Below are 14,206 nucleotides of genomic sequence, written 5' to 3'. Positions count from 1 at the left end.
TTGAATTAGTTGGGCGGCGTGGCTGGGCTGGCGTTGGCTGCGGTCAGGGTTTGCCCCTGGAAGCCGCCGCCCAGCGCTTGCATCAGTTGAATCGACAGGTCGATCTGCTCGGCATTGAGGGTGGCCAGTTGACGCTGGACCTGGAGCAATTGCTGCTCGATGCTGAGCACGTCCAGGTAGTTGCCGATGCCGGAACCGTAACGCTGGACGACGGTGTTGTAAGAATCCTGGGCAATGTCGGTGGCGTGTTGCTGCGCACCGATCTGCCGGCCGATGTCACGCAACTGGTTGATCGTGTCGCTGACGTCGCCCAGTGCCTTCACCAGACTTTTGTTGTACTGCGCCACCGCCAGGTCGTAATCGGCGTCGCGCGCATCGAGGTTGGCGCGCAGGCGTCCGCCGTCGAAGATCGGCACCGAAATGGTCGGGGCAATGTTGAAGAAGCGACTGGCCGAACCGAACATCGCATCACCCAACAAGGACTCGGCACCGGCCGAGGCCGACAGGTTCAAGTTGGGATAGAAGCGGGTTTTCGCCGAATCGATGTCTTTGCTCGCGGCTTCTACGCGCCAGCGCGCAGCGACCAGATCCGGGCGCCGACCGAGCAGTTCCGCCGGCAACACCGACGGCACAGCGACAGCGCTGGCTTGCAGGACTTTCGGTCGGGCGATTTCGTTGCCGCGATCCGGGCCTTTGCCGAGCAGTACGGCCAAGGCGATCTTGGCGCTGTTCAGGCGTTTTTCTGCGTCGATCAGGCTGGCTTCGGAACTGGCTTCCAGGCTCTGGGTTTGCTGGAACTGGTACTGGCTGTCGATCCCGGAACTGAGGCGACGCTGGCTCAGGTCGAGCATCTGCTTGGTGCGCTTGAGGTCTTCGTTGGCCAGGTCATAAACGATGTGTGCCTGACCGAGATCGCTGTAGGCACGTGCGACATCGGCAGCGAGGGTCAACTGTGCAGCCTGACGATCGACCTCAGCGGCGCGAGCCTGACCGAGCGCAGCTTCCCAGGCATCACGCTGACCGCCCCACAGGTCGAAGTTGTAATTGAACCCGGCGCTGACGTTACGCACGGTGGCGTAGGCATCGCCCTGCCCCAGCGGGTCCTGATCCTTGGCCAGGCGCGAACGGCTGATGCCGGCGCTGGCGTCGAGGGTCGGATAGCGCTCGGCGTCGGCGGCATAGGCAGCCGCACTAGCCTGATGGGCGCGCGCTTCGGCGATCTGCATGTCCGGGCTGTCGTGCAGCGCTTCGCGAATCAGACCGTCGAGTTGCGGGTCGCCGAGGCTGCTCCACCAATCGCTTTTCGGCCACGCGGCCGGCGACAGGGTCACGCCGTTGAGGGATTGGCTGGCGTTGAGGCTTTTCGCATCAAGGCTTTTGCCTTGAGTGTCGAGGCCGCTGTAGTTGGCGCAGCCAGCGAGGATCATCGCCGACAGCACCAGGGTCAGGCTGCTGCGCAAGGTTTTACCGCTCATTGTGTTCACCTAAGCGCTGGATGGTGATCGGGTCACCGGCTGCCAGCAGGATTTTCTTGAGGATGTATTCCAAGGTCTTCAACTCGTCCGGAGTGACGGCGCCGGCCAGTTCATTCATCGCATCGGCGCCGATGTGCGGCAGGCGATCGGCCAGTTGCTGGCCTTGCTCGGTCAGTTTCAACTGCACCTGACGGCGATCGCCTTCGCTGCGGTGGCGAGCCAGAAAGCCTTTCTGCTCCAGACGATCGAGCATGCGCGTCATCGAACCGCTGTCCAGCGACAGATGCCGGCACAGCTCGGCCGGGGTGTCGACGCCGAACTGAGCCATGATGATCAACACCTTGAACTGCGCGGCCGTGATGCCGTGGGGTTCCATGTGGGTGTCGATGATCCGGTCCTTGAGCAGCGCAGCACGGCCAAGCAACAGGCCGAGATGGCAGTGTTTGAATTCGTCCGGGGTGAAATGCTTCATTTGCTCACCTAATAACTGCCTAGGCAGTGAATGTATGTCGAGATGTTACTGCCTAGGCAGCGAATGTCAACGCAATAGTTAGGAGGCTTGGTAGTTAGTTGACCAGTGGAGTGGGTTTTTGTGTCGCACAGGCGGACGCCATCGCGAGCAGGCTCACTCCTACAAGGGAACGCATTTCAAATGTAGGAGTGAGCCTGCTCGCGATTGGAGCGACTCGGTGTGAAGTCGGTCAGGAATCGTCGCAAGGATGTACAGGCGGCGGCTGCACAGGATGCACCGCACGCCCCCGCAAGGCAGTGGCCACATACCCAAATGCCCGCTTGCTCACCGCATAAATGCTGTGCCAGCCCGGCGGTGCCGGTTCGATGGCAGCATGCAACGCTCGCGCGTAATCGAGCACCAGTCCGGGCGTCCAGGCCATCACTTCGGCGCGCTTGCGCACTTGCGCAGCGACCCAGAACTCGGGGCTGATGATGACTCGTGCGAAGTCGAGCATGCTCGAATGACCCCGGTTCATCGCCCCTTCCAGCGCCGCTTCGAGACTATGGGCGACGGCGCTGGAACAGTTGCGACTGGTCAGGTTGTACGTGCTGTTCTGCCGATACTCCGTCCAGAACGCATGCAGGCGCCGGGCGTCGTAATGGGCAAAACTGACCTGCACCGAAGACGGACACCAGTCAGCCACCTCCCCCGCATAATCCGGCAAAAACCTGCCGGCAACATCATTGTTCGGCGTCGCCCGCAGCAAGCGCACGAAATCCCCCGCCGAACGATCAATGTCGTCCTGCGGGTAATGGCTGATGTAAATGTCCGGGCCACATTCCAGTGCCGCATGGCCGGCGGAGATCACGCCGTTGATGTCGACCGCCGCGATGTAGCGGTTGAGCAGGCGATTGCGCACCAGAGTGTCGTCGACGGTGCCACTGGGGGTCCAGACGTGAATCACCATCGCGTCGCTGCTGGCCGGCGCACTCACTGCAGCAGGACTGGTCAGCGGCAACTGGTTTTTGAAACGCACGGCTTGCCGCAACAACGCGCAGCCCGAAAGAAACAGGCTCATGCCAATGCAAAACGGCACCGTGCCCTTGTACAGCGTCGGATACGGTTCGAGAATAAACACGCCAAAGCCGATTTCGAACAACCCCGCCAGCAGCGACACTTGCCAACCGACAAAGCGCACCACCAGCGCCGCCGCCAGCCGAAAACCGCCATCGAGCAGAAAAGCCCCGCCAAACAGCACAGCCAGAATCAGCCCGGCAGCGTGTTGCCGGTCGACGATCAGCAGCCCCAGCAAGAGAAAAGCCAGTCCGCGCGCTCTGCGCAGGGCCGCTGCGGTCCCGGCTTGCGGTGCCGGCACCAGCAGCAGGATCAGCGCTTCGAGCAGCAACAGATAGCCGAAGAGATGCAGCGGAAAATACAGAACACCGTCCAGCGCATCAATGAAGATGCCCACACCGGCCGCGCCCCAGACGATGCCGGTCAGCGCCAGCGCCGACCAACGCTTGCGGACAAAGTCGTGACCGAGCAAGACCATACTCAAGCGGACCATATGACCTCTCTGCTGCACCGGGGCCGCACAACCAGCACGGATTTCAGGCTGTGCTGAGTCTAATACATCGCCGCGTTTGCGCAGGCGCGGGAACGTGTTCTAAGAATCGCCTGATGTCCATCGGTATACAGCGTGTTTAACGTACGCCGCTCTTTGGCCGACACGTATAGCCCTTTTCATGAAGCGAATAACTCTGCAGCGCCCCCTGCTCACCCTTGTCGCGGCGACGTTGCTGGCCTGCGCAGCGGACGCGATGGCGGCGAATTGCAGCTTCAACAGTTCCCCTTCAACGCAAACGCTCAGCTACGGTGCCAGCCTGGCCAATGGTGGCCTGACCATCCCCGCCGACACACCGGATGGCACTGTGGTTTATCAGGAAACCGCGCAGCAATCGAACTCACACAGTTGGTCGTGCAATGCGAGCTCGTTCTATGGAATCGCTGTCAATCCCGCGTTTGGTACCCCGACCGGTACCGTAACGACCTTCCCGCTGGGCAAGACCGGGTTGTCGTTCCGTATCTGGATGGGCGTGCTGAATCGCTATGAGCCCTCTCTCTTCTCGACCGCCCCAAAAGGCTACGGCGTGGCGTCAGGCTCGATCCGCCTGGAAATCGTCAAGTCAGGCCCATTGGCGGCGCAGATCACGATACCGGCCGGCAACCTGGCCAGCCTGAAAGCCGGCGAGCTGATTCTGAATAACTTCAATCTGGCCAATGCGCTGGTGTTGAATGCGGCGTCCTGCCAGACCCCTTCCGTCCCGGTCGCCATGGGCGATGACTATCAACTCCTGGAGTTTAGCGACGCGGGCGCCAAACCCCGCACCGTGCGCTTCGACATTGCCCTGAATCAGTGCCAGACCGGCATCAAGAAAGTCACCTATTCATTCAAAGCCACCACGCCCGTCATCGACGCGACCAAGGGCATCGTCGCGCTCAATAGCACCTCCACCGCCAGCGGCATCGGCCTGCAATTGATGAACGATGTCGGGCAGCCGATCGCCTTCGATACCACCTACCCGTTCAACGCCTTCACCACCACCGGCACCGATTTCAAGATCCCGTTAACCGCCGCGTACTACCGTCTGCCCACGGGCGAACTCAAGGCCGGCAGCGCCAACACCGAAGTCACCTTCATCGTCAACTACCTCTAGCACTCTAAGGATCGTCTGATTCTCCCCGCTCCCGGCCCTCCCTAGAGTGCCGGGATGAGATTGAAGAACTACCTCCATCAGATCAGCCCGCTCCTGTCCTCGCCCGATGCGGCGCGGCGCCTGCTGCGCATTTTTGCCCTGGTGCTGCTGGTGGGCATTCTCGGCGGCGTCTACAGCTTCCTGCTGTTTACCTTCAACAATGAGATTTCTCAGCGGCGCAGCTACATGAGCAGCGCCATCGCCGAAGCGCATACGTTTTTCACCACCCGCGAAGCGCTGCTGGAAAGCCTGAGCCTGTCGGCCACACGCAAGGCGAAAATAAACGTGCCGGTGTCCGAGGAGGAAATCCGTCTGCTGCTGGGGCAAACGCCGGGCAAGCAATGGAGCATCTGGCTGACCCAACGCATGCGCGATTACCTGAAAGCCAAGCAGCTCAATCTGCTGTATGTCAGCAGCGGCGGTCATATATTGCGGCTATACAACGCGACACCGCTGGTCGTCGGTTTGCCACAGGCCACGCTGGATCAACTGGAGTCGCTCAATCTCACGGCGACATTATCGGAACTGTGGCTGACCCATGCCGCAGACGGGCACTCGCAGTTGTACATCTTCATTCGCCTGGATGAACGCGACGTCCACTCCGGCTGGCTTGGTCTGGAAATGGACGACCGTGAAGTCTCCAGAGCCTTGAACGACCACAGCGCCGGCGAGTTCACCATGTTCAACTCACAAGGCAAACCGCTGTTCAGCAACAGCCACAAACCACCGCCCGAACAGAACCTGCCATTGCTGCGACAACAGGATTTCTTCGGCTTCGTCGGCAATGGCTGGCTGCCCGAGCAATTGGTGTTGCGCAAGCAACTGAAATCGTCGGACTGGCAGCTCACCTACTCCATCGACTTGCTGGCGGTGCTGCGCGCCCTGTGGCCACAAATGCTCGGCGCGCTGCTGTTCTGCGGGTTGAGTATCAGCCTGGTGTGCCTGTTGGTCCGTCGTCTGGAGCATCGTTTCATCACCCCGGCGATCCAGCGCATTCAGGCGCTGGTGGAAAGCGAACTGTTCAGCCGCGACGTGATTCAGACTGCACCTGTGGCCCTGTGCGTGCTGCGCCGAAGTGACGGTCAAGTGGTGCTGGACAACACCCTCGCGCGGCAATGGCTGGGCCAGTGCAGCGAGCAACTGGGGGCTGGCTGGATCCGCGATGCGTTTGACGAAAACACGCCGTGCCTGACCGATTACTTCGAGACTGCCGACGGTCGTCACCTGTACCTGAGCTGTGCGCCGACCCGCTACAAAGGTGAAGACGTCTTGCTCTGTGCGTTCAGTGACATCAGCGCTCGGCGACAGATCGAAGCAGCGCTGGAACAGGCGCGCCAATCGGCCGATGCCGCCAACGAAGCCAAGACCCTGTTTCTGGCAACCATGAGCCATGAAATCCGCACCCCGCTCTACGGTGTGCTGGGCACGCTGGAACTGCTCGCGCGAACACAGTTGGACACTCAGCAGAAAAGTTACCTGCGGGCGATCGAGGGATCATCGGCGACGTTGCTGCAGTTGATTTGCGACGTGCTCGATGTATCGAAGATCGAGGCCGGGCAACTGGCGCTGGAGCTGAGCGAGTTTTCCGTCCCGGCACTGGTACACGAAGTGGTGCAGGGTTACGCCGCTGCCGCGCAAAGCAAAGGCCTGCAACTCTATGCCTGCCTCGATCCGCAACTGCCCGAGTGCCTAATGGGCGATGTCAGTCGAGTGCGGCAGATCCTCAACAACCTGCTCAGCAATGCCGTCAAGTTCACCGATTCCGGGCGCGTGGTGTTGCGGGTCAGACTGCTCGCTCGCGAAGGCGAACGCGTGTGTCTGCAATGGCAGGTTTCCGACACCGGCAAAGGCATCGCCCATGACGATCAGGCGTTCATTTTCGAGCCGTTCTACCAGACCGCCGGCAACACCAATGTGGTTGCCGGCACCGGCCTGGGGTTGCCGATCTGCCTGCGGCTAACGCACTTGATGAATGGCACCCTGCGCATGGTCAGCGAGCCGGGCCTGGGCAGCAGTTTTTCCCTCAGCGTGCCGTTGGAACAACGCGCCTGCAACACACCAACTGCCGCCTTACCGCCATTGGCAGCGGACCTCGTCTACGTCGTTTCGCCGGTCCGCGAACTAGCCGACAGCATCAGTGGCTGGTTGCGTCGTTGGGGCGCCCGCGCGCATATCGGCGCACCGGACGGCATCGAGCCTGATGCGACGGCGCTGCTGCTGGAGTTGTATCCCGCAGCCTTCGGACAGCGCCCGCACCTGGCATGGCGTGGACCGCGCGTATTGGCCAGCGGCGATGGCGCGCACGAGCCGCAATGTACCGGCGACGGCTGGCAGGTCAATCTGAATGATCTGCTGGCGATTCAACGGGCCGTTCGCCAGGCCCAGAGCGGCCAGATCATCCACCGTCCGCCAGACACTGAAGCCCATGCGCTGCGCCCGTTGCGCCTGCATATTCTGGTGGCCGAAGACAACGTCATCAATCAGTTGATCCTGCGCGATCAGCTCGAAGAACTGGGCTGCACGGTGGCGCTGGCCAGCGATGGCGAAGAGGCTTTGGCGCTGTGGCCCGACGCTGCGTTCGACATCGTCCTGACCGACGTCAACATGCCCCGCCTCAACGGTTACGAACTGGCCAAAGCGCTGCGGCGCCTCGGTTGCAGCATCCCGATCATCGGCGCGACCGCCAACGCCCTGCGTGGTGAGGATGCGCTGTGTCTGGCTGCGGGCATGAATCACTGCCTGGTCAAACCTTTTACGCTACGAGCCTTGTTCGCTGTCCTGGCTCCCTACGAACGAGTCGCCCATGAAGCCCTGTAGCATTCTGATTGTCGAAGACCATCCCTTCCAGCACCTGTACTTGCAGAACCTGTTCAGCGAGTTGGGCGACTTCGATCTGGCGTGCGCCAGGGACGGCGAAGAAGCACTGGACTGCCTGAAACAACGTGATTTCGATCTGGTGCTCACCGATTTGCTGATGCCGGGCATGGACGGCGTGCAATTCATTCAGGGCCTTGCCGCCCAACGCTCACGTCCGGCACTGGCGATCATGAGCGCCGCCTCACGACGGATGCTGATGGGCGCCAGTCTGGTCGCGAGCAACCTGCAAGTGAAAGTCATCGGACTGATTTCGAAACCGGTGAATGCGGCCGCCCTGCGCTGCCTGATCGATCAATTGCAGGCGCTGCGCCAGAGCGTCCCGGCGGCAACCCATCCCGGCATCGATCGCCAGAGTATCTGCAATGCCCTCGACAACGGTGAACTGCAAGCCTGGTTTCAACCGAAGAAGGCCTTGAACAATGGCCGGATCGTCGCCGCCGAAGCACTGGTGCGCTGGAATCATCCTGAACATGGCACGCTGTTGCCCGGAGTGTTTTTGCCGGCGTTGATTGCGTTCGGTCTCGAGGAACCGTTGCTCTGGTGCGTGCTGAAACAGGCGATCGCCGCCCAGGCTACGTGGCGCGAACAGGGCTATGACATTCCGGTTTCGGTCAACCTGCCCACGCACCTGCTCAACAGCCACGACCTGCCCGACCGCATCCTCGCTTTCGTGCTTGCCCATCAAGGCTTGCCCGCGCGGATCTGTTTCGAGTTGATGGAGTGCTCGGTGCCCGATGACATCAGCAATTTCTACGCCGGCGCGTGCCGTCTGCGGATCAAGGGTTTCGGTCTGTCGCAGGATGATTTCGGCAAGGGCTATAGCTCGTACATGAACCTGGTGTCGGCGCCGTTCACCGAACTGAAAATCGACCGCGCGCTGGTGCAAGGCTGCAACGCCAACGCCGAACTCGCGCAGGCGCTGACCAGCATTGTCAGCCTCGGTCGCCAGTTGGGCCTGACGGTGGTGGCCGAAGGTGTGGAAACCGCACAAGAACTTGCTCTGTTGCGTAAAATCGACTGCACTCAGGTTCAGGGTTTCCTGATCTCCCATGCCGTTTCAGCCGATCAGTTCCAGCACTTGCTGACCCACGACGGGCCGGCGACTGCCTATTGAGCGGCACATGGCTGTTGTTGAACGTCGCTCGCTACCGAGGTCACTGTGTCCCAAGGCTGCCCCATCACCGCTGGTCAGGCGCTGTAATGCCGCATACCAATGCATTTCTGGACAAACTGGCCAGCAGTTCGCTGCGTTTGAACAAAACTCTGCTGCTGCTCGGCGCACTGGTGTTGCTGCTGTTGGGCATCAGCTATGTGGGGGTGCTGCGCATGCTCGAAGAGCAGCGCGACACCTTGCAGTTTCACTTCGCCCGGTTGATGGAAAATATCCATGAGCAGGAAGTGTTTCTGCGCGATATCTCCCAGGTCAGTGCCAAGGGCCAATATTTTCCTTTGGTGGTGTTGCCCACTTATTCGCAAAAACCCCTGCCCGAGGAAGGCCCGAATGTCTATGAGGGCCGTGGCTTGCCGTTCTCACTGCCGTTCAGTGTAAAGATCGACCCGCAGAGAATCGCCGCCGACCAATACCCCAAGGTTTTCGCGCTGGGCAGTTATCTGGCCGCCTACTACAGCGCGTTCTGGGCGGCCTCGCACTATCAGTCGCCGCAAGTGATCCTGCTCAATGGCCCCGACAACTTCGACGTGGCCGTGCCCTCCGCCGGGCGCTTGCGCGGTGCAGGCCCGATGCAGATCGGCGCGTTTGCCCAAGTCATGAGCCAGGTGAACCAGCATGCACGCGAGCAGTCATCAGTCGCTGATCATCAAGTGCATTGGGTGCCCTACCCATCTACTCAGGACAACGAGGCAACACCGACGCTGCTGGCCTACGTCAGGATCAATCTGCTGCAGCAAACGCTGACCATCGAGGGCGCCGATTCCTGGGTGGTGCTCGGCACGTTGCTGAAACTGTCTCAGGTCAACAACATCGAGCGATTGATGGAGTGGTCGATTTACGATGACTTCACCTTGATCACCCCGGTCGGCGTGGTCTTGACCGGCGCACACAGGCCCGACCAGGTACTGGATGAGGGGATCAATTTCAGCCGCGACGGTCTGGTGTTCAAGCTCAGCAGCCCCGGCGCACAGCACTGGACCGCGATCTACGTCATCAGCCTGCGCAGTTTTCTCAGCTATGCGTTGTGGCCATTGCTGTGCCTCGTGGCGGTGGTGCTGGCGTTGCTTGGTTGCGGTCGGGTCATCAATCGCTGGTACACCGCGCGCGTGATCATCCCCGCGCAAAGTGCGCACGCGAGCATCGCCGAAAGCGAGGCGTTCAGCCGTGCGGTGATCGACACCGCACCGACCGGCCTCTGTGTGATTCGCCGCAGCGATCACCACGTGCTCCTGGAAAACCAGCGCGCCCAGCAATGGCACGACAGCAGTCGTTTGATGAGCCTGCTCAAGTCACACAGCAAGTCCGGCCATGCCGATCTCGAGATCGACGGGCGTCATCTGCATCTGGCTTTCGTCTCGACGCGTTATCAGGGCCAGGATGCCTGGTTGTGTGCGTTGCATGACGTGACCCGGCATATCGAAGACGCCGCCGCCCTGGAGGAAGCCCGTCAGGCCGCCGACTCGGCCAACCAGGCCAAGAGCCGCTTCCTCGCCACCATGAGCCATGAAATTCGTACCCCGCTCTACGGCGTGATGGGCACCCTCGAATTGCTCGGCCTGACGCCACTCGCCCCGCGCCAGCAGGATTATCTGGACACCATCCAGCGTTCCTCCGCCAGCCTGTTCAAGCTGATCAGCGATGTGCTGGATGTGTCGAAGATCGAGGCCGGGCAAATGACCCTTGAGCTTCAGGACTTCTGCCCGCTGGAGCTGACTGAAGATGTCGTGCGTACTTACAGCGCATTCGCCCGCGCCAAAGGCCTGCAACTGTATGCCTGCATCGATTCGACGTTGCCGGATCGACTGCGCGGTGACCCGCTGCGCATCCGCCAGATCCTCAACAACCTGCTGAGCAACGCGATCAAGTTCACCGACAACGGTCGCGTGGTGCTGCGCGTGCGCGTTGTGCAAAACATTGCTGGCAGCGCCGAGGTGCAATGGCAGGTCAGCGACTCGGGAGTGGGGATTTCCCCGGCGCAGCAACAGCAATTGTTCGACCCGTTCTATCAGGTTAACGATGCCGACAGTCAGGCCGGCGCGGGTCTGGGCCTGGCCATTTGCAAATGGCTGTGTGAGTTGATGCACGGTCAGTTGAACGTGGTCAGTGAACCGGGGTTGGGCAGCAGTTTTACCCTGCAACTCACGCTGGAGAACGTGCCGGGCGCATTGGCCGACTGCCCCGCCTTCGTGGCCGGCAGCCCCGCCGTTTATGTACGTGCCCCCGTCAGTGAACTGGCGCAGCACCTAATTGCCTGGCTCAAGCGTTTTGGTCTGGATTGCCGCTTGGTGACGACCGAGATGCCACCATCCTCGGCGCTGCTGGTGGACCTCACGCCTCTCGACAACGCTCCGCACTGGAGCGGGCCACGGATCGTCGCCATTGCGGGCGGCCCCAATCCGGCGCAGCCAAGCGGTGCAGACTGGGCGGTCGATGCCGACGATGTGCGCGCGATTGCCTGGGCTATTTATCTGGCACAACACGGCGCCAATGCGCAGCGCCCAGCCGCGTTGCAGGCAAAGACCCGACCGTTGAATCTGCAAGTGCTGGTGGCCGAAGACAACGTCATCAATGCGGCGATCATCAAGGAGCAACTGGAAGCCCTCGGCTGCTCGGTGATCGTCGCTGCGAATGGCGAACAAGCCCTGGCGCAGTGGGCGCCCGGCCGCTTCGATCTGCTGCTGACCGACGTCAACATGCCGGTCATGAATGGTTACCGACTCGCCGAGGCTGTACGCCAGCAGGACTCGACGCTGCCGATCATCGGCGTCACCGCCAACGCCCTGCGCGAAGAAGGCGAACGCTGCGCCGCCGTCGGCATGAACGCGTGGATGGTCAAGCCGCTGAACCTCGCTACCCTGCGCACGCAACTTGAGCAACATTGCAAAATCGCTGTGGCCCCCGTTATCGATGCCCCGCCGCCGCTATCAGCAAAAATGCGCGAGTTGTTTGTCACCACCCTGCGCCAGGATATTCAGACCACCCTGGCAGCACTGGATGCGGCCGACGCCAACAGCGTGGCGCAGCAACTGCACAGCATGGCGGGAGCGCTGGGTGCGGTGCAGATCAATGCCTTGGCCAGCGCGTTTGTCGAGCTGGAATACCGCTTGACCGGCATGGCAGTGACCCCCGCTCTGGCCGTGGCGGTGCGACAAAATCTGACGCGGCTGCAAGATCTGCTCGACTCCCTCGAATAACTTCACTCTGGATAAATCACTCATGGAAACCTTCAACGTTGTCATTGCCGATGATCATCCCATCGTGCTGCTGGGGGTACGGGAACTGGTCGAGCGCGACCAACGCTTTCGCGTGGTGGGCGAAGCCGTTGGCTCCGATGAGCTGATCCAGCTGCTGGAGACCAAGCCCGTAGATTTGTTGATCACCGACTTCAACATGCCTGCCGATTCGACCTATGGTGACGGCCTGAAACTGGTGGAATACCTGATAAGGCACTTTCCCAAGGTTCGAGTGCTGGTACTGACCATGATTTCCAATCCATTGATCCTGACGCGCCTGCAGGAACTGGGTGTGCTGGCAGTCATTCAGAAAAACCAGTTGCACGACGAAATCGAGACCGCCCTCAAAGCGATTGCCAAGGGCAGCCCGGTGCGCTGGCAGGCCCCCGCGCCGACATCGGTGGTGAACGACGGCGCCGATCTGGATGAACGTTTTTCCCGCCTGTCGCCCAAGGAACATGAAATCCTGCGTTTGTTCGTTCAGGGCCAAGGCGTCAACGACATTGCCCGGCACTTGAACAGAAGTGCTAAAACCATCAGTACGCAAAAAATATCGGCAATGCGCAAACTTGAAGTCGGCAGTGATCAGGAACTATTGACTTATTGCATAGAACGCAACTTGTTCAGCTGATAACACCGGACACTTTTCGGCAACTTCCGCACATCTAGGAATCGTCTGATGTTCCATCGGTAAAACGAGTTTTATTGTGTTGCTTTAACCCCACCAATGGAAAAAGCAACATGAAAAAGTTGTCCCGAACGCTTCTCGCCCTTTCAATCTTCGCTGCGGCCGGCAATGTCCTGGCAGCCGACCCACCGGTTACGCCAACCAAGGCGGGCAGCGGCACCATCAACTTCACCGGCACCATCAACAATGACGCCTGTTCGGTTGAAAGCGCCGGCAAGGACAAGACCATTTCGGTCGCCATGGGTGAAGTGTCGATCAAGGACATGGGCACCGCCACCGCACCTAAAGGCAACGGCACCTTGAGCGTCGAAAACTTCGACATGAAGATCAACTGCAACGCCGGCACCAAGGTTGCGATGCTCTTCGAACCGACCAAAGGCGCCGGTTCGGGCATCGAACCTGGCACTAAAGTGCTGCGACTGATCAGCGGCCTGGGGGCTGCAAAAGGCATCGGTATCGCCTTGCTCGACGCCAATGGCGCCGTGATCGACTTGAGCTCGCCAGCCACCGCGAAGATCGAAAACACCCTGCAGGACAGCAATACCACGCTGAAATTTTCGGCCGCCTATGTCACCACGGTTGACCCGAAACTGGCTGTTGCCGGTCGCGGCGACGCCACCCTGCCGTTCACCCTGCAATACGAATAACCCGCGCGAATACTCGAGCCCAGTGCGGGGCCGCCCGGCCCCGCGCTTTCAATCACTTGCGCGGTAACCATCATGTTTTATCGTCACTTACTGTCCTTTTGTGCAGGCCTGCTCGGCCTGTTCGTGGTCAATCAGGCCACGGCCGGCATTTCCCTGAGCAGCACCCGCCTGGTCTTCGACGGCCAGCACAAGGAAGCCGGCATCACCGTGCGTAACAGCGGTGCAGATGTCCTGGTCCAGTCGTGGATCGACACCGACGCCAGCGAATCCGCTTCCGTGCCGTTTGCGGTCACACCGCCGTTAGTGCGCGTCAGCGGCGACGAACAGCAAATACTGCGGGTCATCTACGAAGGCACCGGCATGCCGACCGACCGCGAATCGGTGGTCTGGTTGAACGTGCAGGAAATCCCCCAGACCGCGAAGACCCAGAACACCTTGCAGCTCGCCGTACGTCAGCGCATCAAGGTGTTCTTCCGCCCCGCGGGCCTGAAAAACAACGCCTACCTTGCACCCGGTGAGTTGACCTGGCGCCTGGCCGAGCGCGCCGGCAAAAGCGTGCTGGTGGTGAACAACCCCGGCCTGTATCACGTGTCGATTGCCGATATCACCCTGCAATCCGGTGCACTGAGCGAGCATCCGTTTGATTCGCTGATGATCGCGCCTGGCGAACACAAAGAGTTCGCGCTTAAACAACTTCACTCGACTAATGCAACAAGTTTGTTGTTCAGCAGCATTAATGACTACGGCGCACAAGATCGTTTTACCGCGCAACTTTCCAACAGCGCCGAAACCCGCGCTCGCCCAAAGAACGAATATCCATAACTCGCGAATCGCTCTGATCGCACACTTTCACTGTATTTCTCTTCGCTCCGTTAGTTCGTATCGGAGGTGATATAGGGTTCCTG

At 60.5% G+C, this 14,206-nt stretch carries 10 protein-coding genes; 7 read left to right on the top strand and 3 right to left on the bottom strand.

Going from position 1 to position 14,206, the window contains the following annotated elements:
• Window positions 1–5: 5 nt before the first annotated feature.
• The 3 genes from ACOYXE_RS04120 to ACOYXE_RS04110 form a co-directional block, all read right to left on the bottom strand.
• The gene (locus ACOYXE_RS04120) at window positions 6–1,475 is read right to left on the bottom strand and encodes an efflux transporter outer membrane subunit (RefSeq protein ID WP_460927848.1); all 1,470 of its coding nucleotides are present in this window, start codon (window positions 1,473–1,475) and stop codon (window positions 6–8) included.
• Entirely contained in the window at window positions 1,465–1,947 is a 483-nt protein-coding gene (locus ACOYXE_RS04115) for a MarR family winged helix-turn-helix transcriptional regulator (RefSeq protein ID WP_095189882.1), read from the bottom strand. The genes ACOYXE_RS04120 and ACOYXE_RS04115 overlap by 11 nt, the downstream gene beginning before the upstream one ends.
• A gap of 229 nt (window positions 1,948–2,176) precedes the next feature.
• On the bottom strand, window positions 2,177–3,496 hold the full coding sequence (locus ACOYXE_RS04110; RefSeq protein ID WP_460927846.1) for a hypothetical protein: 1,320 nt from the start codon (window positions 3,494–3,496) through the stop codon (window positions 2,177–2,179).
• 178 nt (window positions 3,497–3,674) lie between these two features.
• On the opposite strand from ACOYXE_RS04110, the gene ACOYXE_RS04105 reads away from it, so the two are divergent.
• The 7 genes from ACOYXE_RS04105 (at window position 3,675) to ACOYXE_RS04075 (ending at window position 14,123) form a co-directional block, all read left to right on the top strand.
• Complete coding sequence (locus tag ACOYXE_RS04105) at window positions 3,675–4,646, top strand: fimbrial protein (RefSeq protein WP_405123312.1); 972 nt, start codon at window positions 3,675–3,677, stop codon at window positions 4,644–4,646.
• Window positions 4,647–4,700: 54 nt separating this feature from the next.
• Window positions 4,701–7,502: an ATP-binding protein gene (locus ACOYXE_RS04100; RefSeq protein WP_460927844.1), complete on the top strand. Its 2,802-nt coding sequence runs from the start codon at window positions 4,701–4,703 to the stop codon at window positions 7,500–7,502.
• A complete protein-coding gene (gene pvrR, locus ACOYXE_RS04095; protein WP_405123310.1) occupies window positions 7,489–8,676 on the top strand; it encodes a response regulator cyclic di-GMP phosphodiesterase PvrR in 1,188 nt (395 codons plus the stop codon). The genes ACOYXE_RS04100 and pvrR overlap by 14 nt, the downstream gene beginning before the upstream one ends.
• Before the next feature lie 86 nt (window positions 8,677–8,762).
• Window positions 8,763–11,927, top strand: coding sequence for a hybrid sensor histidine kinase/response regulator (locus ACOYXE_RS04090; protein WP_460927841.1), 3,165 nt, complete (start codon window positions 8,763–8,765; stop codon window positions 11,925–11,927).
• 22 nt (window positions 11,928–11,949) lie between these two features.
• Window positions 11,950–12,597, top strand: a complete 648-nt coding sequence (locus ACOYXE_RS04085; RefSeq protein ID WP_405123308.1) for a response regulator — start codon at window positions 11,950–11,952, stop codon at window positions 12,595–12,597.
• 110 nt (window positions 12,598–12,707) lie between these two features.
• Window positions 12,708–13,301, top strand: coding sequence for a fimbrial protein (locus tag ACOYXE_RS04080; RefSeq protein ID WP_095189889.1), 594 nt, complete (start codon window positions 12,708–12,710; stop codon window positions 13,299–13,301).
• Window positions 13,302–13,373: 72 nt separating this feature from the next.
• Window positions 13,374–14,123, top strand: a complete 750-nt coding sequence (locus ACOYXE_RS04075; protein WP_405123307.1) for a fimbrial biogenesis chaperone — start codon at window positions 13,374–13,376, stop codon at window positions 14,121–14,123.
• Window positions 14,124–14,206: the final 83 nt, after the last annotated feature.

The organism is Pseudomonas sp. MC6, from assembly GCF_054790575.1.
The sequence above is the reverse complement of the archived record's forward strand: the minus strand, read 5'-3'. Positions and strand labels throughout refer to the sequence as shown.